35 protein-coding genes are annotated in these 21385 nt (G+C 38.8%); 2 read left to right on the top strand and 33 right to left on the bottom strand.

Going from position 1 to position 21385, the window contains the following annotated elements; all coding sequences use genetic code 11:
- Window positions 1-561 precede the first annotated feature (561 nt).
- Together P2Q73_RS18120 and P2Q73_RS18115 are read left to right on the top strand one after the other, a co-directional pair.
- Entirely contained in the window at window positions 562-1962 is a 1401-nt protein-coding gene (locus P2Q73_RS18120; protein ID WP_275789778.1) for an amino acid permease, read from the top strand.
- Window positions 1963-2230: 268 nt separating this feature from the next.
- On the top strand, window positions 2231-3295 hold the full coding sequence (locus P2Q73_RS18115; RefSeq protein ID WP_275789757.1) for a C45 family autoproteolytic acyltransferase/hydrolase: 1065 nt from the start codon (window positions 2231-2233) through the stop codon (window positions 3293-3295).
- Window positions 3296-3406: 111 nt separating this feature from the next.
- On the opposite strand, the gene rpsI is transcribed toward P2Q73_RS18115, so the two are convergent.
- From rpsI to rplD, 33 genes are all read right to left on the bottom strand, one after another.
- Window positions 3407-3799 carry a 30S ribosomal protein S9 gene (gene rpsI / locus P2Q73_RS18110; RefSeq protein WP_053591347.1) on the bottom strand — a complete coding sequence of 131 codons (393 nt, stop codon included), beginning with the start codon at window positions 3797-3799 and terminating at the stop codon, window positions 3407-3409.
- A 22-nt stretch (window positions 3800-3821) separates the two neighbouring features.
- The gene (gene rplM, locus P2Q73_RS18105; RefSeq protein ID WP_053591346.1) at window positions 3822-4259 is read right to left on the bottom strand and encodes a 50S ribosomal protein L13; all 438 of its coding nucleotides are present in this window, start codon (window positions 4257-4259) and stop codon (window positions 3822-3824) included.
- 168 nt (window positions 4260-4427) lie between these two features.
- Window positions 4428-5177 carry a tRNA pseudouridine(38-40) synthase TruA gene (gene truA / locus P2Q73_RS18100; protein WP_053592260.1) on the bottom strand — a complete coding sequence of 250 codons (750 nt, stop codon included), beginning with the start codon at window positions 5175-5177 and terminating at the stop codon, window positions 4428-4430.
- Window positions 5178-5190: 13 nt separating this feature from the next.
- Window positions 5191-5988, bottom strand: coding sequence for an energy-coupling factor transporter transmembrane component T family protein (locus P2Q73_RS18095; protein WP_056831175.1), 798 nt, complete (start codon window positions 5986-5988; stop codon window positions 5191-5193).
- On the bottom strand, window positions 5988-6857 hold the full coding sequence (locus tag P2Q73_RS18090; RefSeq protein WP_056831177.1) for an energy-coupling factor ABC transporter ATP-binding protein: 870 nt from the start codon (window positions 6855-6857) through the stop codon (window positions 5988-5990). The genes P2Q73_RS18095 and P2Q73_RS18090 overlap by 1 nt, the downstream gene beginning before the upstream one ends.
- Window positions 6833-7678 carry an energy-coupling factor ABC transporter ATP-binding protein gene (locus P2Q73_RS18085; protein ID WP_275789750.1) on the bottom strand — a complete coding sequence of 282 codons (846 nt, stop codon included), beginning with the start codon at window positions 7676-7678 and terminating at the stop codon, window positions 6833-6835. The genes P2Q73_RS18090 and P2Q73_RS18085 overlap by 25 nt, the downstream gene beginning before the upstream one ends.
- Window positions 7679-8051: 373 nt before the next feature.
- Window positions 8052-8432: a 50S ribosomal protein L17 gene (rplQ, locus tag P2Q73_RS18080; protein WP_053591342.1), complete on the bottom strand. Its 381-nt coding sequence runs from the start codon at window positions 8430-8432 to the stop codon at window positions 8052-8054.
- A 53-nt stretch (window positions 8433-8485) separates the two neighbouring features.
- A complete protein-coding gene (locus P2Q73_RS18075; RefSeq protein ID WP_053591341.1) occupies window positions 8486-9430 on the bottom strand; it encodes a DNA-directed RNA polymerase subunit alpha in 945 nt (314 codons plus the stop codon).
- Between the two features lie 138 nt (window positions 9431-9568).
- Window positions 9569-9958: a 30S ribosomal protein S11 gene (gene rpsK, locus P2Q73_RS18070; RefSeq protein ID WP_053591340.1), complete on the bottom strand. Its 390-nt coding sequence runs from the start codon at window positions 9956-9958 to the stop codon at window positions 9569-9571.
- A 25-nt stretch (window positions 9959-9983) separates the two neighbouring features.
- Entirely contained in the window at window positions 9984-10349 is a 366-nt protein-coding gene (gene rpsM, locus P2Q73_RS18065; RefSeq protein WP_053591339.1) for a 30S ribosomal protein S13, read from the bottom strand.
- Between the two features lie 23 nt (window positions 10350-10372).
- Window positions 10373-10486: a 50S ribosomal protein L36 gene (rpmJ, locus tag P2Q73_RS18060; RefSeq protein ID WP_003247619.1), complete on the bottom strand. Its 114-nt coding sequence runs from the start codon at window positions 10484-10486 to the stop codon at window positions 10373-10375.
- A gap of 37 nt (window positions 10487-10523) precedes the next feature.
- Complete coding sequence (gene infA, locus P2Q73_RS18055) at window positions 10524-10742, bottom strand: translation initiation factor IF-1 (RefSeq protein ID WP_016429904.1); 219 nt, start codon at window positions 10740-10742, stop codon at window positions 10524-10526.
- 456 nt (window positions 10743-11198) lie between these two features.
- Window positions 11199-11852: an adenylate kinase gene (locus P2Q73_RS18050; RefSeq protein WP_053591338.1), complete on the bottom strand. Its 654-nt coding sequence runs from the start codon at window positions 11850-11852 to the stop codon at window positions 11199-11201.
- 67 nt (window positions 11853-11919) lie between these two features.
- The gene (gene secY / locus P2Q73_RS18045) at window positions 11920-13212 is read right to left on the bottom strand and encodes a preprotein translocase subunit SecY (RefSeq protein ID WP_056831183.1); all 1293 of its coding nucleotides are present in this window, start codon (window positions 13210-13212) and stop codon (window positions 11920-11922) included.
- Window positions 13212-13652 carry a 50S ribosomal protein L15 gene (gene rplO / locus P2Q73_RS18040; RefSeq protein WP_053591336.1) on the bottom strand — a complete coding sequence of 147 codons (441 nt, stop codon included), beginning with the start codon at window positions 13650-13652 and terminating at the stop codon, window positions 13212-13214. Before rplO ends, secY begins: the two co-directional genes overlap by 1 nt.
- Before the next feature lie 32 nt (window positions 13653-13684).
- Entirely contained in the window at window positions 13685-13867 is a 183-nt protein-coding gene (gene rpmD / locus P2Q73_RS18035; protein ID WP_053591335.1) for a 50S ribosomal protein L30, read from the bottom strand.
- A gap of 15 nt (window positions 13868-13882) precedes the next feature.
- Complete coding sequence (rpsE, locus tag P2Q73_RS18030) at window positions 13883-14383, bottom strand: 30S ribosomal protein S5 (RefSeq protein ID WP_053591334.1); 501 nt, start codon at window positions 14381-14383, stop codon at window positions 13883-13885.
- Between the two features lie 21 nt (window positions 14384-14404).
- A complete protein-coding gene (gene rplR, locus P2Q73_RS18025) occupies window positions 14405-14764 on the bottom strand; it encodes a 50S ribosomal protein L18 (protein WP_053591333.1) in 360 nt (119 codons plus the stop codon).
- A 30-nt stretch (window positions 14765-14794) separates the two neighbouring features.
- Window positions 14795-15334, bottom strand: a complete 540-nt coding sequence (rplF, locus tag P2Q73_RS18020; RefSeq protein WP_053591332.1) for a 50S ribosomal protein L6 — start codon at window positions 15332-15334, stop codon at window positions 14795-14797.
- A 30-nt stretch (window positions 15335-15364) separates the two neighbouring features.
- A complete protein-coding gene (gene rpsH, locus P2Q73_RS18015; protein ID WP_053591331.1) occupies window positions 15365-15763 on the bottom strand; it encodes a 30S ribosomal protein S8 in 399 nt (132 codons plus the stop codon).
- A gap of 29 nt (window positions 15764-15792) precedes the next feature.
- Window positions 15793-15978, bottom strand: coding sequence for a 30S ribosomal protein S14 (gene rpsN, locus P2Q73_RS18010; RefSeq protein WP_053591330.1), 186 nt, complete (start codon window positions 15976-15978; stop codon window positions 15793-15795).
- Window positions 15979-15996: 18 nt separating this feature from the next.
- Window positions 15997-16536 (bottom strand): 50S ribosomal protein L5, encoded by a 540-nt coding sequence (rplE, locus tag P2Q73_RS18005; protein WP_053591329.1) that lies wholly within the window; start codon window positions 16534-16536, stop codon window positions 15997-15999.
- Window positions 16537-16559: 23 nt separating this feature from the next.
- Window positions 16560-16868, bottom strand: a complete 309-nt coding sequence (gene rplX, locus P2Q73_RS18000) for a 50S ribosomal protein L24 (RefSeq protein ID WP_053591328.1) — start codon at window positions 16866-16868, stop codon at window positions 16560-16562.
- A gap of 36 nt (window positions 16869-16904) precedes the next feature.
- Window positions 16905-17273, bottom strand: a complete 369-nt coding sequence (gene rplN, locus P2Q73_RS17995) for a 50S ribosomal protein L14 (protein WP_053591327.1) — start codon at window positions 17271-17273, stop codon at window positions 16905-16907.
- Window positions 17274-17317: 44 nt separating this feature from the next.
- Entirely contained in the window at window positions 17318-17581 is a 264-nt protein-coding gene (gene rpsQ, locus P2Q73_RS17990) for a 30S ribosomal protein S17 (RefSeq protein WP_053591326.1), read from the bottom strand.
- Window positions 17582-17599: 18 nt separating this feature from the next.
- Entirely contained in the window at window positions 17600-17800 is a 201-nt protein-coding gene (rpmC, locus tag P2Q73_RS17985) for a 50S ribosomal protein L29 (RefSeq protein WP_053591325.1), read from the bottom strand.
- Complete coding sequence (gene rplP, locus P2Q73_RS17980) at window positions 17790-18224, bottom strand: 50S ribosomal protein L16 (protein ID WP_053591324.1); 435 nt, start codon at window positions 18222-18224, stop codon at window positions 17790-17792. The genes rpmC and rplP overlap by 11 nt, the downstream gene beginning before the upstream one ends.
- Before the next feature lies 1 nt (window position 18225).
- Window positions 18226-18882 (bottom strand): 30S ribosomal protein S3, encoded by a 657-nt coding sequence (gene rpsC / locus P2Q73_RS17975; protein ID WP_053591323.1) that lies wholly within the window; start codon window positions 18880-18882, stop codon window positions 18226-18228.
- Between the two features lie 3 nt (window positions 18883-18885).
- Window positions 18886-19230 (bottom strand): 50S ribosomal protein L22, encoded by a 345-nt coding sequence (gene rplV, locus P2Q73_RS17970; RefSeq protein WP_053591322.1) that lies wholly within the window; start codon window positions 19228-19230, stop codon window positions 18886-18888.
- 20 nt (window positions 19231-19250) lie between these two features.
- Window positions 19251-19529, bottom strand: coding sequence for a 30S ribosomal protein S19 (gene rpsS / locus P2Q73_RS17965; protein WP_053591321.1), 279 nt, complete (start codon window positions 19527-19529; stop codon window positions 19251-19253).
- Window positions 19530-19589: 60 nt separating this feature from the next.
- Window positions 19590-20420: a 50S ribosomal protein L2 gene (rplB, locus tag P2Q73_RS17960; protein WP_053591320.1), complete on the bottom strand. Its 831-nt coding sequence runs from the start codon at window positions 20418-20420 to the stop codon at window positions 19590-19592.
- Between the two features lie 42 nt (window positions 20421-20462).
- The gene (rplW, locus tag P2Q73_RS17955; protein ID WP_053591319.1) at window positions 20463-20747 is read right to left on the bottom strand and encodes a 50S ribosomal protein L23; all 285 of its coding nucleotides are present in this window, start codon (window positions 20745-20747) and stop codon (window positions 20463-20465) included.
- Window positions 20747-21370, bottom strand: coding sequence for a 50S ribosomal protein L4 (gene rplD / locus P2Q73_RS17950; protein WP_053591318.1), 624 nt, complete (start codon window positions 21368-21370; stop codon window positions 20747-20749). Before rplD ends, rplW begins: the two co-directional genes overlap by 1 nt.
- Between the last annotated feature and the right edge of the window lie 15 nt (window positions 21371-21385).

The following is a 21385-nucleotide window of genomic DNA, read 5'->3' as shown; positions in this document are numbered from 1 at the left end:
TACCTCTTCATATGTAATAATTTCCTTTTTAATATACCCCTCCCAATTCAACGAAACAATATATTTTCATAAAATCTCTCAAGAATACTTCAGGAGTGTTACTGGTGCCTGGCACCAGTAACACTCCTGTAACACAATATAAAAACACGTTAAAGAAAGTTATAAGTAATAGGTGCAAAAAATCCTTTCCATTATTAAACACAATAGGATACAAAACGCAAAATATTTTTTCTTTTCCAATTATTATTCTAAAAAAACAATTGACTTTTTCATTCAAATCACTAAAATTTACATTACGACATTTTTTTATCATCCTATTTTGCCTGAATAGTCATATCTATTACGTTTTTTTATCACAATAGCACTGGATGTGGAGCCATGTTCAAATAAAAATATAGTAAATATCTAAGAATAAATATTATTCTAAAAAAAGAAAGCGCTTTATTTTTCAAACAGAAGGGATAGATAGTGGTGCCAAAAGATGAAAAAAACCTTTTACAGTCCGCCATTCAACCAGAAGAGCAAAAATTAAAACGGGGATTGAAAGCTCGTCATTTAACGATGATTTCAATTGGAGGTTCTATTGGTACAGGACTATTTTTAAGTAGTGGCGCAGCGATCAATACAGCTGGCCCAGGTGGTGCTTTACTTGCATATGCTTTGGTTGGTGCAATGGTCTATTTTGTTATGACAAGCCTTGGAGAAATGGCAGCTTTTATGCCAACTAGTGGTTCCTTTAGTACGTATGGTACAAAGTTCGTAGATCCTGCATTTGGATTCGCAATCGGTTGGACATATTGGTTTAACTGGGCAATGACCATAGCGGCAGAGTTATCTGCCTCCACGATGATTATGAAGTTCTGGTTTCCAGATAGTCCATCATTGGTATGGAGTGCATCATTTTTAACGCTTATTTTTCTTTTGAACTATTTATCTGTTAAAGGGTACGGGGAAGGTGAATATTGGCTTTCCTTAATTAAAGTAAGTGCGATTGTTATCTTTATCGTAGTAGGTGTACTGATGATTTTCGGAATCATGGGTGGAGAAGTAGTAGGATTTAAAAACTTTACCGTTGGCGATGCTCCTTTTTCAGGAGGTCTCATTGGTGTATTTATTGTTTTTATTGCAGCAGGGTTCTCTTTTCAAGGAACCGAGATTGTTGGGGTGGCTGCTGGTGAAAGTGAAAATCCAGCGAAAAATGTACCTATCGCTATAAAAAGTGTTTTCTGGAGAATTCTTTTATTTTATATTTTAGCGATTCTCGTAATTGCTTTGATCATTCCTTACACACATCCAAGTTTACAAAGTGAAAATGTCATGGTTAGTCCTTTTACGCTAATTTTTGAAAAAGCCGGAATTGCATTTGCAGCATCTCTTATGAACGCAGTTATTTTAACAGCTGTTTTATCAGCAGGTAACTCTAGTCTATATGCATCCACTCGTATGCTATATTCCATGGCTAAAGAGGGACAAGCTCCTAAGATTTTTGGCAAGCTTAATAAACGTGGTGTTCCAGTGGCTGGTATGATTTTAACGTGTGCTATCGGCACGCTTGCCTTTTTGGCTTCTTTCTTTGGTGATGGTGTCGTTTATATTTGGTTGATGAATGCTATCGGTATTACTGGGTTTATCTTTTGGCTCGGTATTTCGATCAGTCACTATCGTTTCCGTAAAGCCTTTATTGCTCAAGGTCATTCACTGGACCTATTACCTTATAAAGCAAAATGGTTTCCGATCGGTACAATTTTTGCGATTGCATGCGGATTAATCGTTATTTTAGCTCAAAACTTCCAAGCTTTCCTTGCAGATAAAGTAGATTGGGGTAGCGTTGTTGCTGCATACTTAGGCATACCTCTCTTCCTTTGCTTATGGATTGGCTATAAATTAAAAAATAAAACGAAATTCGTTAAACCTGAGGACGTAGAATTTGAATTTGATTATGACAAAAAATTAAATAAATAATCTTTCTACGGACAACATGTATCATGTTGTCCCCAGGCTGTAGAAAAACTCGAATAAAACGAGTGATCTACAGCCTTTTTAAGTGTATATTAACTTCTTCGAACCTTAGCACTCTCCAGCAGGTATTATTAAATGACCAGTTAAACATACGATGCGTTTTTAGTATCCTGAAATTTGTCTAGCTCCCTTTTATAAGTCGTTTCTTTTTTAAAGTACTTCATTATTACTTAAAATAGAAATATTAAGTAAAACCGAGAGGATTTTTGGCATGGGGAATGTTTACAGTGAGATTGTTCAATTTCAAGGAGATCATTATAATTTCGGTTATATGCAAGGGAACCTTTTAAAAGAATCACCAATAATAATAAATAGAAAGAAACAGTGGGCTTCAAAAAGTCGCCACTTCCTTATTAATGAAATAGAATTCAAAAATGTAATTTTAACATTTGCCCCTCAAATTTGGGATGAGATTCAGGGACTTGCTGATTCTTTAAAATGGAAGATGGAAGATGCGATTCGAGAATTTGGTGGATATTATCTTGAATATGGGAGAAGCGGTTGTTCCATTTTTACAGGAAATGAATATATGGTTCGCAACTATGACAATCATCCATTTTCATATGAAGGGCGCTTTACTATATATCGGCCGACCGATGGAGGTTATGCCGTAATTGGGCCTTCCATGCAAATTACAGGTCGTACAGATGGGATGAATGAAAAAGGGCTTGCAATGGGCTATAACTTCATTAATAGAAAGAATTCAGAGGATGGCTTTGTCTGTAATATGATCGGTCGCATTATTTTAGAAACATGTGTAAACGTAGATGAAGCAATTGATCTCTTGAAGGAAATTCCGCATCGTCATTCATTTAGCTATGTTTTATTGGATACTAAAGGAGAGACATTTGTAGTAGAAGCTTCACCAAGAGCGGTAGAAGTTCGTCAATCAAATGTATGTACGAATCATTTTGAAGAATTAACAGAAGAAAATAGATATCGTATGGATGACTCCTTCCGAAGACAACAAGCGATTCTCCAACAACAAAAAAATGTTACAGATCCATACACAGCATACCGAATGATGAATGACACGGATAAAGGTATTTTTTCAAAAAAATATGGAGCATGGGCAGGTACTTTGCATACCTCCTTCTATTTTCCACAAGAAATGAGAATTGGATTTACACTTGGCGGTGATCGATTACCACTTATCTTTGATTTCAACGAGTGGATGCAAGGAGAAAAAATGAAGGCGAAACGAATAAAAGGCGTACTCGATTCAAATATGCCTTTTATCAATATGGAAGAAATCAATAATATAAAACATCTGTAACTTCTTTCGTTACAGATGTTTTTTCTATCGGTGTATATAGTTTTAAGTCTTTCTCATATTAATAAAAAAGACCCCCAACCAAAATGGTTGAGAGTCTTTGAAAACGCAATATTAACGTTTTGAGAACTGAGGTGCACGACGTGCGCCCTTAAGACCGTATTTTTTACGCTCTTTCATACGTGGGTCACGTGTTAAGAATCCTGCAGATTTCAATGCTGGACGGAAATCAGGATCTACTGTAAGTAGAGCACGTGCAATACCATGACGGATTGCTCCTGCTTGACCTGTGAATCCACCACCATTAACGTTTACATGAATATCATAGCTACCAAGAGTTTGAGTAGTTACTAATGGTTGTTTAATGATTTCACGTAAAGTTTCGAATGGTACGTAATCTTCAACGTCACGTTTGTTAATAATAATTTTTCCTTCGCCTGGTACTAAACGTACGCGTGCTACTGAACTTTTACGGCGACCAGTGCCGATATATTGAACTTGTGCCAAGTGTATGTCCTCCTCTTATTAATTATCCGCGAAGCTCGTATGCTTCTGGTTTTTGTGCTGCATGTGGGTGTTCTGCTCCAGCGTAAACGTTAAGTTTTGAGAACATTTGACGTCCTATTGTGTTTTTAGGAAGCATCCCTTTAATTGCTAATTCGATCATTTTAGTTGGGTACTTAGTACGCATTTCTAATGCAGTACGTTGTTTAAGTCCACCTGCAAATTGAGTGTGACGGTAGTAAATTTTGTCATTTAACTTGTTCCCAGTTAAATGAATTTTGTCCGCGTTGATAATGATCACGTGATCACCTGTATCAACGTTTGGTGTGAATGTTGGTTTATGTTTTCCACGTAAAATAGCAGCTACTTCTGAAGCTAAACGACCAAGAGTTTGGCCTTCAGCGTCAACTACTAACCATTTACGTTCTACTTCGTGACCTTTAGCCATGAATGTTGTACGCATGTATTTTGTCCTCCTAATTCAATCATAATCGATCTATAATTTTCTATATCCTCATACCAATAAGTTTCGGGGCTTATATTGTGGGGTTAATGAAAATACCATACATCATCATATAACGAAAACTTGATTAAGTCAAGCGTTTTTCGAAAAACACCTGGAAAAGTTGTTTCATGAGAAATACTCCACATTTTCTAGGTATAAACCGTGTGCTGGCGCGGTTTTTCCTGCTCTCTTTCGATCACAAGAATTAACTATGTCCCGCATCTCCTCCACACTTTTTTTACCGATTGCAATTTCCCATAAAGTTCCTGCAATAATGCGAACCATATTATATAAAAATCCATTTCCGTTAATCACCATATGCAATTGATTAGACTCTTTTTCTACTTCTAAATGGATGAAATGAATAGTTCTTACAAAATCTTTTACACTAGTATTAGAAGCGCAAAAACTTGAAAAATCGTGCGTTCCCAACAAATAAACTGCAGCCTCTTTCATTAGCTCCACATTGGGTTTATATCGCTCAACATGGACTGAATAATTGCGTTCAAAGGGGCTTTGCACATCATTTAATGACCAAATATAGCGATAGGTTTTCCCTGTAGCATTATATCTTGCGTGGAAATCATCTTGAACTTGTTCTACCGATAAAATGCGAATATCTCCTGGAAGTTGTACATTCAATGCTGTTCGCCATCTTTCCATTGGTAACGTTAGCGAACTATCGAAATGAATAACTTGTCCAGTAGCATGAACTCCAGCATCTGTACGCCCACTTGCAACTACTTTTACGGATTCTCCCTTATGCATGATTCCAAGAACACGTTCTAGCTCCAGTTGTACTGTGCGCTTCCCCGGTTGAACCTGATACCCGGAAAATCCACTTCCATCATAACTGACAATTGCTTTTAACCTCACACCTACACCTCGTCTAACTTCTAAAATAAACAAGAATTCCAGCTAAGAGAACAAGTGACAGTATACTAATCGTATCTCGCGTTTCCCATTCTAACTTGCGATATCTTGTCCTACCCTCTCCACCTTTATATCCTCGTACTTCCATTGCTGTAGCTAAATCCTCCGCACGTTTAAAGGCACTCACAAATAACGGAATGAGAAGTGGAACAACGGCATTCATTCTTTCCTTCATACTTCCAGTCGTCATATCAGATCCTCTCGCCATTTGTGCTTTCATGATTTTATCTGTTTCATCCATTAACGTTGGGATGAATCTTAGCGAGATTGACATCATTAGCGCTAATTCATGCACTGGGAGCTTCCATTTCTTTAAAGGGTTCAATAATGTCTCTAATGCATCTGTAATCGATATAGGGGTAGTAGTGAGCGTTAGAATCGATGTCAATATTACTAGTACGAAAAAACGTATAGAAATAAATATCCCTTGTCGTAAACCTTCCTCATAAATAGATATAAACTTCCATTGAAAAATAATGTCACCTTCACGTGTAAATATTAAATGTAATAAAAACGTGAAAATGATTAGTATAACAACTGGCTTCAAACCATTTATTAAAAAGTATAGGCGAATCTTGGACATACGGATAATTAAAAATGTAAACACAAGCAAAATACCATAAGTAATCCAGTTATTCGCAATAAAAACGATAGCAATAAATAAAAAGACAAAGATCAATTTAGCCCGAGCATCTAACCGGTGTATAAAAGAATCTCCTGGTATATAGCGACCGAATATCATTTTCTCTAGCATTAAACCTCACGCTCCTTTTTAATCATTTGCGCAAGCTCTTCTGCCAAGGATTCTTCGGTTAAGCATATTGAAGGCAGTTTTTTTCCTGTCATCTTCTCTATCTTTTTTTGAAATTTAACACTTTGAGGTAATTCCAAGCGATAATCTGTTAAGCGCTCTTCGTTATCAAAAATTTCTATTGGTAAACCTTCTAAGACACACTTGCCATTATGCATAATAGCAATACGATCAGCATATCTCGCTGCATCCTCCATGCTATGTGTTACCAAAACAGTCGTCAAACCTTTTTCTTTATGAAGCTGATAAAATAATTCCATTATTTCTTTTCGTCCTCTTGGGTCCAATCCAGCTGTTGGCTCATCTAGTACTAATACTTCTGGATTCATCGCAAGTACCCCAGCGATTGCCACCCTGCGCATTTGTCCTCCTGAGAGATCAAAAGGTGATTTCTCTAATACCTCATCAGGGAGTCCTAGCAGCTTTACTAATTCTATTGCACGTCTTTTTGCTTCCTCTTCTGATACACCAAAATTCATGGGACCAAACATAATATCTTTTAACACCGTTTCATCAAATAATTGATGCTCTGGAAATTGAAAAACAATACCTACTTTTTGTCTAACCTGTCTTAGTTGTTTGTTTTTCTTTTCCGGTTTTACTTCGACATCTCCAATTTTAATAGAGCCTTCCGTAGGTGTTAGTAATGCATTTAAATGTTGCAAAATAGTTGATTTACCGGATCCCGTGTGCCCAATGATTGCTTGGTAACTGCCTGAAGGTATATGTAGATCTACATTAAACAACGCTCGTTTTTCAAAAGGTGTATTTTTTGCATAAGCATAGCTTACTTGTTGAAGTATGATGTCCATAAATCATTCACCAACTCTTCTTCTGTCATATGGTCTTCCATTAGTGTAATTCCTTTGGAACGTAATAACCGAGATATATTCATAGCAAAAGGCAAATCAAGTCCTAGATCTACTAGTTCCTGTCCTTTTTGGAATATCTCTTCAGGCGTTCCTTCTGCGTATTTTTTACCGTTATTCATCATAATGACTCTATCCGCGTGTAATGCTTCTTCTAGATCATGTGTAATAGATATAACTGTTAAATCGGTTTCATCTTTTAACTGACGTACGGTTGAAAGAACCTCTTCTCTACCTTGAGGATCAAGCATAGAAGTTGCTTCATCTAACAATAAAATCTTTGGCTTTAATGCGATTGCTCCAGCTATTGCGACACGTTGCTTTTGTCCTCCCGATAAATGATGAGGCTCGCTGTTCATAAAATCTCTCATTTTTACTTTAACTAATGACTCTTCTACTCGTTCTACCATTTCCTCAAACGGGATACCGTTATTTTCTAATGCAAATGCTACGTCATCCTGAACTGTGGCTCCCACGAATTGATTGTCTGGATTTTGGAACACCATTCCCATTTGCGAACGAGCTTCCCATAGATTGTGTTCATTCAACTCTTCCCCAAAAATACGTACTTTTCCCGACTGAGGAAATAGAAGACCATTCATTAATCGTGCAAGCGTCGACTTGCCGGAACCATTATGACCTACTACTGCAACCCACTCACCTGCTCGGATTGTGTAAGAAACGTTATTTACTGCTGGACGAATATTCTCTTCTTCTGTATATGTAAAAGTTACTTCTTGTAAAGAAATAATTTCGCTTTTCATCCTTTACCTCCTCTAGCTCCACTCTGCTGTCTAAGTTCATGTAACCATTCTACGATAAAATAAAAAAGCGCGCACCTCATTTTGAGAAATGCGCTCTTCTATAACGGTTTCATAATTGGCTGCTCAAGACCAATTAGAAAAATGAGGTGCGTAGAGCTAGACAAGACGCTACTTCTTAAACACGATTCAGATAAATCACGTAAAAAGTCCGCTCATCATAACACTCAGCTTTTATATTGTCGTATAAATCTAATAAATATGTTTGAAAAAAGAAGAGGGTGGTAGGAACACCAATTACCCTCTTCAACTTTATCTTAATCAAATTCGCCTTGGGGCTTTCATTTAATTATGCAGTGCATGTAAACACTTTAAATTAAACTAACTCAATTACTACAACAGGTGCTCCGTCTCCGCGACGAGGTCCAGCTTTCATAATACGAGTATAACCGCCTTGACGGTCTGCATAGCGTGGTGCTACATCATCAAACAATTTTTGTAATGCAAAAATTGTTGATTCATTACCTTCTTCATCAGTAGAAGTTACTACTTCACGACGAATGTAAGCAGCTGCTTGACGACGTGCGTGTAAATCTCCGCGTTTACCTAAAGTGATCATTTTTTCAACAACAGAACGTAATTCTTTTGCACGTGCTTCAGTAGTTTGAAGACGCTCATGAATAATTAGGTCAGTTGTTAAGTCACGTAACATCGCTTTACGTTGAGAACTTGTACGTCCAAGTTTTCTGTAACCCATGGATGTTTCCCTCCTTTGGTGAATAGTTCATATCTAGCTATATCAAAATTCGCTTAGTCTTCTTTACGTAATCCTAAGCCAAGCTCATCTAACTTCGCTCTTACTTCTTCTAAAGATTTACGGCCAAGGTTTCTTACTTTCATCATATCGTCTTCTGACTTGTTCGCAAGCTCAAGTACTGTGTTAATACCAGCTCGTTTTAAGCAGTTATAAGAACGAACAGAAAGATCAAGTTCTTCGATAGTCATCTCTAATACTTTTTCTTTTTGATCTTCTTCTTTTTCAACCATGATTTCAGCAGTTTGTGCCTCGTCGGTCATCCCTACAAAGATATTTAAGTGCTCTGTTAAGATTTTTGCTCCAAGCGAAATCGCCTCTTTTGGACCGGTGCTGCCATCTGTCCACACATCAAGAGTTAATTTATCGTAGTTTGCCAATTGACCAACACGAGTATTTTCCACTTGAAAATTAACGCGTGAAACTGGAGTATAAATAGAGTCGATCGGGATTACGCCGATAGGAAGATCCTCACGTTTGTTTTGATCAGCAGGAGTGTAGCCACGGCCTCGACCTGCATACATACGCATGCGGAAATGACCATTTTTGCCGATAGTTGCAATATAGAGATCCGGGTTTAATATCTCAACATCACTGTCATGTGTAATGTCAGCAGCTGTAACCGTTCCTTCTCCTTTTACATCAATCTCAATGACTTTTTCCTCGTCAGAGTAGATTTTCAAAGCTAGTTTCTTAACATTCATAATAATAGATGCAACATCTTCCACTACGCCTTCAATAGTTGAAAACTCATGTAAAACGCCATCAATTTGAATAGAAGTAACTGCAGCTCCTGGTAAAGAAGACAGAAGGATACGACGTAAAGAATTTCCCAAAGTATTTCCATAGCCACGTTCTAGCGGTTCTACAACAAATTTACCAAACTTGGCATTTTCGCTGATTTCTACACTTTCAATCTTTGGTTTTTCAATTTCGATCATTCCAATTTACCCTCCCTCAAAACATCGAATGTATAGGTTCTTTCCATCATATGAATTCGATCGTTTAACTGATTGCTGTTTGCACAACTTCAGTCTGTACAATAAATGATGTTCTCAAACAATGAGTTTCACCTATTATTACACGCGACGACGTTTTGGTGGACGGCAACCGTTATGTGGTACTGGTGTTACGTCTTTAATAGCTGTAACTTCTAGACCTGCAGCTTGAAGTGCACGGATAGCCGCTTCACGACCAGCACCTGGGCCTTTAACAGTTACTTCTAAAGTTTTTAAACCATGTTCCATGGATGTTTTTGCAGCAGTTTCAGCAGCCATTTGTGCAGCGAATGGAGTAGATTTACGAGAACCTCTGAATCCAAGAGCTCCAGCACTTGACCAAGAAAGTGCATTACCTTGCATGTCTGTGATAGTCACAATTGTATTATTAAATGTAGAGCGGATGTGAGCAATACCGGATTCGATATTCTTTTTCACACGACGCTTACGTGTTTGTTGTTTACGTGCCATGTTAGGAAGAAACCTCCTTTACCGATTATTTTTTCTTGTTCGCAACTGTTTTACGTGGACCTTTACGAGTACGAGCATTGTTCTTCGTATTTTGTCCGCGTACAGGTAAGCCGCGACGGTGACGGATACCACGGAAAGATCCGATTTCCATCAAACGTTTAATGTTTAGTGATACTTCACGACGAAGGTCACCTTCTACTTTGTATACACCGATTTGTTCACGGATTTTGTTTAACTCATCTTCTGTTAAATCGCGTACGCGAGTTTCTTCAGAAATACCAGCTTCAGCTAATACTTTTTGTGAAGTTGTTTTACCAATACCGTAAATGTATGTTAATGAAATAACAACGCGTTTGTCGCGTGGAATGTCAACACCAGCAATACGTGCCATATGTGTCGTGCACCTCCTTCTTATTAGCCTTGTCTTTGTTTGTGTTTAGGATTTTCACAGATTACCATTACTTTACCGCGTCGGCGAATTACCTTACATTTTTCGCAGATCGGTTTTACAGATGGTCTCACTTTCATCTAACCTAACCTCCTTAGTAGTCCGGAGTGCAAAAGATTATTTAAAACGGTACGTAATACGACCGCGAGTTAAATCGTAAGGAGATAGTTCAATTGTGACTTTATCTCCAGGTAAAATGCGGATAAAGTGCATACGAATTTTACCAGATACATGCGCAAGTATTGTATGACCGTTTTCTAATTCTACCTTAAACATCGCGTTTGGCAAAGTCTCAACAACTGTTCCTTCGACTTCAATTACATCATCTTTCGCCATCAACCCTGTCTCCCTTCTATATACAAATCAGGTTCTCATCAAAATTCAAACGTAATTTGCTGTTAGTATAGCCTCTAATGGAACGAAACTATTCGTTTTAAGCATATGTTTGGAAATCATGAGAGATGTTCGAAAGACACTCGTAAGGTTTCGCTTGTAGCAATCCACGGCGTAGACTGACTGGTAGAAACCTGTCTCCCTCATGTCAACATATTCGTACGAAAGTGTTGGATGAGTTCCATAGTACCCGTTCGTTACATAGATGCTTCCACGAAACCCATTATACCCCTTAAGTAGTGGAAATGCACGTGGACTAGGGGGCCCTCGTTTTTTGATACATTTCTTTCCCTAAGTTCGTATACCGGGCGCAATATGCTTTTGCAGCTCTCGAAAAAAACATTTCGTTCTTTGCATAATGCCCGGTTATTCAGTCAATCTGAGACAGGCACCGGGCTATTAAATGCGGTTGCCCTGTAACAGAGCATCAAGATCAGCAAAAACTTTTGAAATTTCTTGCTGTCCATCTATATTTGTTAAAACACCTTTGTTGTCATAAAAATCAAGCAAAGGTTGAGTTTGCTTCATATTTACTTCCAGACGGTTAGTAACCGTTTCGGGATTGTCATCCGCTCTTTGATAAAGCTCTCCACCATCTTTATCACAAACACCTTCTTTAGCAGGAGGGTTAAAGATTAAATGGTAAGCAGTGCCACACTCTTTACAAATGCGACGGCCAGTTAGACGTTTAATCAATTCTTCTTTTTCAACTTGAATGTTAAGCACATGCTCAAGTGATTTTCCAAGATCCGCAAGTAAAGCATCAAGTGCTTCCGCTTGAGGTACTGTTCTTGGGAAACCATCAAGTAAGAATCCTTTTTCACAATCTGGTTTACTCAATCTTTCACGGACAATACCAATCGTTACTTCATCGGGTACTAGTGCACCTTGATCCATAAACGATTTTGCTTTTAAGCCAAGTTCCGTGCCATCTTTAATTGCTGCTCGAAACATATCGCCTGTAGAAATATGAGGGATTGCGTACTTCTCAACAATTTTATCTGCTTGAGTACCTTTACCAGCACCCGGCAGACCCATTAAAACGATATTCATACGGAAATGCCCCCCTCAGGACTATTTTGTAGATTTTTAGGAACTATGTCGTTCCTAAAAACCAACATTATTTCATAAAGCCTTTATAATGACGCTTAACTAATTGTGATTCTAGCTGTTTCATCGTTTCAAGTGCAACACCTACAACGATTAGTAAGCTTGTTCCGCCAATTTGTGCAGATTGCGGTAGTCCCGCAAACTTAACAAACAATAAAGGCATAACGGAGATCACCGCAAGGAAAATAGAACCAACAAAAGTTAATCGATATAATACGCTAGTCAAATAATTTTGTGTGTTAATTCCTGGACGAATACCTGGAATATACGCACCTTGCTTTTTCAAATTGTCCGCTACATTCTCTGGATTCACTTGAATGAATGCATAGAAGTAAGAGAACGCAATGATTAAAGCAATGTAAATTATCATTCCAACTGGTTGCGTGTAATCTAATGCATTTGATATAAAATCAGTTACCTTATTCTGACCAAAAAATAAAACAATAGATTGTGGTGCCATAAGGAAAGCTGATGCAAAGATTACTGGAATAACTCCCGCAGCATTTACTTTTAAAGGTAAGTGTGTTTGTTGGCCGCCTGTTTGAGCAGTACCAGCAACACGTTTCGCATATTGAATTGGAATTTTACGTAACGCTTGTGTTACATAAATTACCCCAACTGTAACTGCGATGACTGCCAATAGAAGTAAAACCATTACGATTATATTAATAAATAGTGCATCACCAGCATCTACAATTTGTTGTGCATATAGTTGGTTTACTGCATTCGGAATTGCAGCAGCGATACCAGCGAAGATAATGATAGAAATACCATTACCAACACCTTTTGCTGTAATCTGCTCACCTAACCACATTAAGAATGCAGTTCCTGCAGTTAACACAATAGCAATAACAAGGTATGTCATGATGCCTTCGTCATTTATTAAAGAACCACTATACATACGGTTGAATCCGTAAGACATCGCGATTGCTTGAATAAAAGCTAAGATAATTGTGAAGTAACGAGTGAACTGAGCAAGCTTCCGTCTTCCGACTTCCCCTTGTTTTGACCACTCTGTGAACTTCGGTACAACATCCATTTGTAACAATTGAACAATGATGGAAGCTGTGATGTATGGCATGATTCCCATTGCTAAAATAGAGAAGTTAGCAAGGGCTCCACCACCAAATGTATTTAAAAATCCGATCAAACCTAATTGATCTGTTTGTTTTAAAACATTTGCATCGACATTCGGCACTGGAACAAATGTACCAAGACGGAAGACGATTAACATCAATAAAGTAAAAATGATTTTATTTCGAATATCTCTCACACGCATAAAGTTGGAGATTGTCTGAAACATTAAACCACCTCAGTTTGTCCGCCAGCGTTCTCAATTGCTTCTTTAGCTGACGCAGAGAATTTGTGAGCTTTTACAGTTAACTTTTTGTCAAGTGATCCATTACCAAGAATCTTAATACCAGACTTCTCACTGCTCACAACACCTGTTTCGATTAATAGAGCAGGTGTTACTTCTGTGCCTTCTTCGAAACGATTTAATGTGTCAAGGTTCACAATTGCAAACTCTTTACGATTAATGTTCGTAAATCCACGTTTTGGTAAACGACGGAATAATGGGTTTTGACCGCCCTCAAATCCTGGACGAACCCCACCGCCTGAACGAGCGTTTTGACCTTTATGACCTTTACCTGCAGTTTTACCATTACCAGAACCGATACCACGGCCTACACGATTACGTGTAGAACGAGATCCTTCTGAAGGTTTTAACTCATGTAGTTTCATATGGTGGCACCTCCTTATTCTTAAATTAAACCTTAAATTTCTTTCAAAGTTACTAAGTGAGCTACTTTGTCAACCATTCCGCGGATAGCGGCGTTGTCTTGATGCTCAACTGTTTGATGCATTTTACGTAGTCCAAGAGCTTCAGCTACTTTGCGTTGATTTGGTTTAGTACCAATCAGGCTTTTAGTAAGGGTAATTTCTAATTTAGTTGCCATTGTAATTTCCCCCCCTTATCCTAACAGTTCTTCTACTGATTTACCACGCAATTTAGCAACGTCCTCAGCGCGTTTTAGTTGAGTCAATCCTTCTAATGTAGCACGAACCATGTTGATTGGTGTGTTAGATCCAAGTGATTTAGATAGAATATCAGTGATACCAGCTAATTCTAGTACCGCACGAACCGGTCCACCAGCGATAACTCCTGTACCAGGTGCAGCAGGTTTAACTAGAATAGAACCAGCTCCAAAGCGTCCAATTACTTGGTGAGGAGTTGTTCCGCCAACTCTTGGCACTTCCACTAAATTTTTCTTCGCATCTTCAACAGCTTTACGGATTGCATCTGGAACCTCTTGAGCTTTACCAGTACCAAATCCTACATGTCCATTCTTGTCACCGACAACTACTAATGCAGTAAAACGGAAACGACGTCCACCTTTTACAACTTTAGCAACACGGTTAATCGTAACTACGCGTTCTTCAAGTTCAAGTTTGTTTGGGTCAATACCACGCATGAAATATGTCCCTCCTTCTTCTTAAAATTCTAAGCCGTTTTCACGTGCAGCTTCAGCTAACGCTTTAACACGTCCATGATATAAGTAACCGCCACGGTCGAATACAACAGATTTGATGTTTTTTTCAACAGCGCGTTTTGCAATGATTTCACCGATTGATTTAGCAGCTTCAACATTTCCAGCTGTTCCATCAAAGTCTTTATCCATAGTAGACGCACTCACAATTGTCAAACCTTTTGAATCATCGATCAGTTGCGCGTAAATATGTTTGTTAGAACGGAATACATTTAAACGCGGACGTTCAGTAGTACCCGTGATTTTTGTACGAACACGTGCATGACGTTTTTTACGAACTTGATTTTTGTCTTGTTTCGTAATCACAGTGGTCACTCCTTTCTAATGCGCGATGCATTATTTACCTGTTTTACCTTCTTTGCGGCGTACAACTTCGCCTTCGTAACGAATACCTTTACCTTTGTAAGGCTCTGGTGGACGAACAGCACGAATGTTAGATGCTAATGCACCAACGCGTTCTTTGTTAATACCGCGAACGATAACTTTTGTATTTGAAGGAACTTCAACTTCAAGTCCATCTTCAGGAGTGAACTCAACTGGATGTGAGTACCCTACATTAAGTACAAGTTTCTTACCTTGTAGTTGTGCACGGTAACCTACCCCAACTAATTCAAGTCCACGTTCAAATCCTGCAGAAACACCAGTGATCATGTTTGCTAATAAAGCACGAGTTGTTCCATGAATTGTACGGTGTTCTTTAGATTCTGAAGGACGTACTAAAGTAATTACAGTACCTTCTTGCTCAATTTTAATATCTTGGTTAAAAGATGTTGTTAATTCACCTTTAGGTCCTTTTACTACTACTGTATTATCTTCGTTGATAGTTACAGTAACACCTGCAGGAACCTCTATTGGTTTTTTACCTACTCGAGACATTTTGTTGCACCTCCATTCGTTTGTTGATTATTACCAAACGTAAGCTACGATTTCTCCGCCAACTTGTTTAGCGCGAGCTTCTTTATCTGTTAATAAACCATTTGAAGTAGAAACTAAAGCGATTCCTAAACCGTTAAGAACTTTAGGCACTTCGTTTGTTTTAGCATAAACACGTAGACCAGGTTTTGAAATACGTTTCAAACCAGTAATAACGCGTTCGTCGTTTTGACCATATTTTAAGAAGATGCGGATAATTCCTTGTTTGCTATCTTCTACATATTCAACATCACGAACGAAACCTTCGCGTTTTAAAATTTCAGCGATTTCCTTTTTCATGTTTGAAGCAGGAACTTCTAATTTCTCGTGACGAACCATGTTAGCATTACGAATGCGTGTAAGCATATCTGCAATTGGATCTGACATTGTCATTACATTTACCTCCTTCCCAGTATAGGGGTTTACCAGCTTGCTTTTTTAACGCCAGGAATTTGTCCCTTGTATGCAAGTTCACGGAAACAAATACGGCAAAGCTTAAATTTACGATATACAGAGTGCGGACGTCCACAACGCTCACAGCGTGTGTATTCTTGCACTTTGAACTTTGGCGTACGTTGTTGTTTAACGATCATTGATTTTTTAGCCACGTTTTCGCCTCCCTTATTTTACTTTTGGAATGGCATGCCGAATTGTGTTAATAACTCACGAGCTTCTTCGTCAGAGTTCGCAGTTGTTACAATTACGATGTCCATACCGCGTACTTTCGAAACTTTATCATAATCGATTTCAGGGAAGATTAATTGCTCTTTAACTCCAAGAGTGTAGTTACCGCGACCGTCAAATGCTTTTTTAGAAACACCACGGAAGTCACGTACACGTGGAAGAGAGATAGCGATTAATTTATCCAAAAAGTCATACATACGTTCACCACGTAGAGTAACTTTTGCACCGATTGGCATTCCTTCACGAAGACGGAATCCAGCGATCGATTTTTTAGCTTTCGTAATTACAGGTTTTTGACCTGCGATGATTTGTAATTCTTCTACAGCAGCATCAAGTGCTTTTGTGTTAGAAACTGCATCGCCCACACCCATATTGATAACAATTTTATCAACTTTAGGTACTTGCATTACTGAGTTATATTCAAACTTGCTCATTAGAGCAGGAGAAACTTCCTTAAGATATTTTTCTTTTAGGCGGTTCATGTGTGTACCTCCCTTCTTTTTACTTATTTAATAATTTCACCAGATTTTTTCGCAACACGAACTTTTTTGCCATCTTCTACTTTATAACCTACGCGAGTCGGCTCGCCAGTTTTAGGGTCGATTAACATAACATTCGATACGTGAATTGCAGCCTCTTGACTAACAATTCCGCCTTGCGGATTAGCTTGGTTTGGCTTCATATGTTTTTTGACGATGTTTACACCTTCAACTAACACACGGTCTTTCTTAGGATAAGCAGTTAGGATAACACCTGTTTTCCCTTTGTCTTTACCTGAGATTACCTTTACTTTGTCGCCTTTTTTAACATGCATTCTGTCGCACCTCCTTGATTGGCACTTTCATGTAAATTAAAGAACTTCTGGAGCTAAAGATACGATCTTCATGAAGTTGCTATCGCGTAGTTCACGAGCAACAGGTCCAAAAATACGAGTTCCACGTGGTCCTTTATCATCTTTAATGATAACGCAAGCATTTTCATCAAATTTGATATAAGTACCATCTTTGCGGCGTACGCCGCTTTTTGTGCGAACGATAACAGCTTTAACGACGTCACCTTTCTTGACAACGCCACCTGGTGTTGCTTTCTTAACTGTACATACGACGATATCGCCGATATTAGCAGTTTTACGTCCAGTACCACCAAGTACTTTAATAGTTAAAACTTCACGTGCACCTGAGTTGTCAGCAACTTTCATACGAGTTTCTTGTTGGATCACTTAGGTAACCTCCCTTCGGAATTAATTAGTTCCGAAATTCATTATTAGATAATAACCGCTTTTTCTACAACTTCTACTAGACGGAAACGTTTTGTAGCAGATAGCGGACGAGTTTCCATGATGCGAACGATATCGCCGATTTGGGCTACGTTTTGCTCATCATGAGCCTTAAATTTCTTAGAATACTTAACACGTTTACCGTATAATTTATGTTTTTTATGAGTTTCAACTAAAACAGTGATTGTTTTATCCATTTTATCAGAAACTACACGGCCAGTGTATACTTTGCGTTGATTACGCTCAGTCATGCCTGAAAACCTCCTTTATCAGTTGTTTGCACTGATTTCTCTTTCGCGAATCACAGTTTTCATACGCGCAATCGCTTTACGTACTTCACGAATGCGAGCTGTGTTTTCTAATTGACCAGTCGCCAATTGGAAGCGAAGGTTGAAAAGCTCTTCTTTCAGTGATTTCACTTTTTGTTCGATTTCTGCAGTGGTAAGTTCACGGATGTCATTAGCTTTCATTAGATTCACCACCAATTTCTTGACGTTTAACTACTTTACATTTAACAGGAAGCTTATGTGATGCTAAGCGAAGTGCTTCACGAGCGATCTCTTCAGATACACCAGCAATTTCAAACATAACTTTTCCTGGTTTTACTACTGCTACCCAACCTTCAGGAGCCCCTTTACCGGAACCCATACGAACCTCTAGAGGCTTTTTAGTGTAAGGTTTATGTGGGAAAATTTTAATCCATACTTTACCGCCACGTTTCATGTAACGTGTCATTGCAATACGAGCTGATTCAATTTGACGGCTTGTGATCCAGCTAGCTTCTGTAGCTTGTAGACCGAATTCACCGAATGAAACTTCTTTACCGCCTTTTGCTTCACCACGCATTTTTCCACGGTGTTCACGACGGTATTTAACGCGTTTAGGCATTAACATATTATTTGCCTCCTTCCTCAGAGTTCTTCTTCACTGGAAGGACTTCACCACGATAGATCCATACTTTAACGCCTAGCTTACCATAAGTTGTGTCAGCTTCAGCATGTGCATAATCAATGTCAGCACGTAATGTATGAAGTGGTACAGTACCTTCACTATAGTGTTCAGCACGCGCGATATCAGCGCCGCCAAGACGTCCAGATACTTGAGTTTTAATACCTTTAGCGCCTGCACGCATTGTGCGTTGAATTGCTTGTTTTTGAGCGCGACGGAAAGATACGCGGCTTTCTAATTGACGTGCGATACTTTCTGCTACTAATTTAGCATCTAAGTCTGCTCTTTTAATTTCTACGATGTTGATGTGTACACGCTTGCCAGTAGTATCGTTTAAGTGTTTACGAAGTGCTTCAACTTCAGTACCACCTTTACCGATTACCATTCCTGGTTTCGCAGTGTGAATTGTAATGTTTACACGTTTTGCAGCACGTTCAATTTCTACTGTAGAAACTGATGCATCTTTCAAACGAGTTTCAATGTACTTACGAATTTTTAAATCTTCGTGTAGTAGAGTTGCATAGTCTTTACCAGCGTACCATTTTGACTCCCAGTCACGAATAATACCTACTCGTAATCCTATTGGATGTACTTTTTGACCCACGAATTATCCCTCCTTCTTCTCAGATACCACTACTGTGATGTGGCTTGTACGTTTGTTAATAGCACTTGCACGACCCATAGCACGTGGACGGAAACGTTTTAGTGTTGGACCTTCGTCAACGAAGACTTCAGAAACAACTAAGTTGTTAACATCTAAATCATAATTGTGCTCAGCGTTAGCGATAGCAGATTTTAATACTTTCTCAACAACAGGTGATGCTGCTTTAGGAGTAAGTTGTAAAATTGCAACTGCTTCACCGACTTGCTTACCTCTGATTAAATCTACGACTAATCTTACTTTACGAGGAGCAATGCGCACTGTTTTAGCAATAGCTTTTGCTTGTGACATTTGAATGACCTCCTCTCAAATTAGCGTCTTGTTTTCTTATCATCTGCACCATGACTTTTATAAGCGCGTGTTGGTGCAAACTCGCCTAGTTTATGACCTACCATATCTTCAGTAATGTATACAGGAACATGTTTACGTCCGTCATATACTGCGATCGTTAAACCGATGAAAGTAGGGAAAATAGTAGAACGGCGAGACCAAGTCTTAATCACTTGTTTTTTCTCAGAGTCCTTTTGTGCATCGACCTTTTTTAATAAATGATCATCTGCAAAAGGTCCTTTTTTCAAGCTACGACCCATGCTGGAACCTCCCTCCGTGATTGCACCACGGTTCTTTCTTTGAACCGTAGTAAAACCACTTTATTTTTTACGACGACGAATGATAAGTTTGTCGGATTTGTTTTTCTTGCTACGAGTTTTGTATCCAAGAGTTGGTTTACCCCATGGAGACATAGGTGACTTACGACCGATTGGCGTACGTCCTTCACCACCACCGTGTGGGTGATCGTTAGGGTTCATTACAGATCCACGTACAGTTGGGCGGTTACCTAACCAACGATTACGACCAGCTTTACCAATGTTCACAAGTTCATGTTGTTCGTTTCCTACTTCACCAACAGTTGCGCGGCAAACACCTAGGATTAAACGAACCTCACCAGATTGTAAACGTACGATTACGTATTTACCTTCTTTACCAAGTAATTGAGCAGATGTACCAGCAGAACGAACTAACTGACCACCTTTACCAGGTTTCATTTCAATGTTATGGATAGTAGTACCCATTGGAATGTTTTGTAATGGAAGAGCGTTTCCTACTTTAATATCAGCTTCAGGACCTGACACGATTGTCATGCCAACTTCTAAGCCTTTAGGAGCTAGGATGTAACGTTTTTCCCCATCAGCATAATTGATCAATGCGATATTCGCAGAGCGGTTTGGATCATATTCAATAGTGGCAACGCGTCCTGGAATGCCATCTTTGTTTCGTTTGAAATCGATGACACGGTATTGGCGTTTGTGTCCACCACCATGATGACGAACAGTAATTTTACCTTGATTGTTACGGCCGCCTTTACGCTTCACAGGAGCAAGAAGTGATTTCTCAGGTTTGTCAGTTGTGATTTCAGCGTAATCTAACGATGTCATGTTACGACGTCCGTTTGACGTTGGTTTATACTTTTTAATCGCCATTTTTTTCCCTCCTTCTTGAGTATTAAATTCCTTATATAAGGATTAGATTTCGAATAACTCGATTTCTTTACTATCAGCAGTTAATGTAACAATCGCTTTACGACGTTTGTTTGTATAACCACCGAATTTACCTACACGTTTGAATTTACCTTTGTAGTTCATGATGTTAACTTTTTCAACATCTACTCCAAAGATTTCTTCAACAGCATATTTAACTTGTGTTTTGTTAGCGCGAGTGTCCACTTCGAAAGTGTACTTTTTATCTGCCATTACTTCAGAAGAACGCTCGGTAATGACCGGACGTTTAATAATATCACGTGCTTCCATTAACCAAGCACCTCCTCTACTTTTTCTACTGCTGCTTTAGTCATCACTAATTTTTCGTGACCAACTAAATCTAAAACGTTAATGCCTGTAGCAGACACAACTGTGATTCCAGGGATGTTACGTGCTGCTAACGCTACGTTTTCATCTAAATCAGCAGTTACGAATAACGCTTTTTTATCGATGGAAAGGTTAGATAACACTTTCACAAATTCTTTTGTTTTTGGTGCATCGAACGCTAAACCTTCAAGTACTACGATGCTTTCTTCGTTCACTTTAGATGAAAGAGCTGAAAGAAGAGCTAGACGACGTACTTTCTTAGGTAATTTATAGCTGTAACTACGTGGAGTCGGACCAAATACAATACCACCACCACGCCATTGTGGAGAGCGAATTGAACCTTGACGAGCACGACCAGTTCCTTTTTGTTTCCAAGGTTTACGGCCACCACCAGCTACTTCAGAACGGTTTTTCACTTTGTGATTACCTTGACGAAGTGATGCGCGTTGAGCAATGATAGCTTCAAATAAAACAGATTCGTTTGGCTCAATACCGAAAACTTTATCGTTTAACTCGATTTCGCCAACAGAAGATCCTGCTTGATTGAATAAAGATACTTTTGCCATTCCTGTTTCCTCCTT

This window comes from Bacillus sp. Cr_A10 (genome assembly GCF_029222665.1).
GTDB lineage: Bacteria > Bacillota > Bacilli > Bacillales_A > Planococcaceae > Psychrobacillus.
This window is presented reverse-complemented; position numbering and strand designations above follow the sequence as displayed.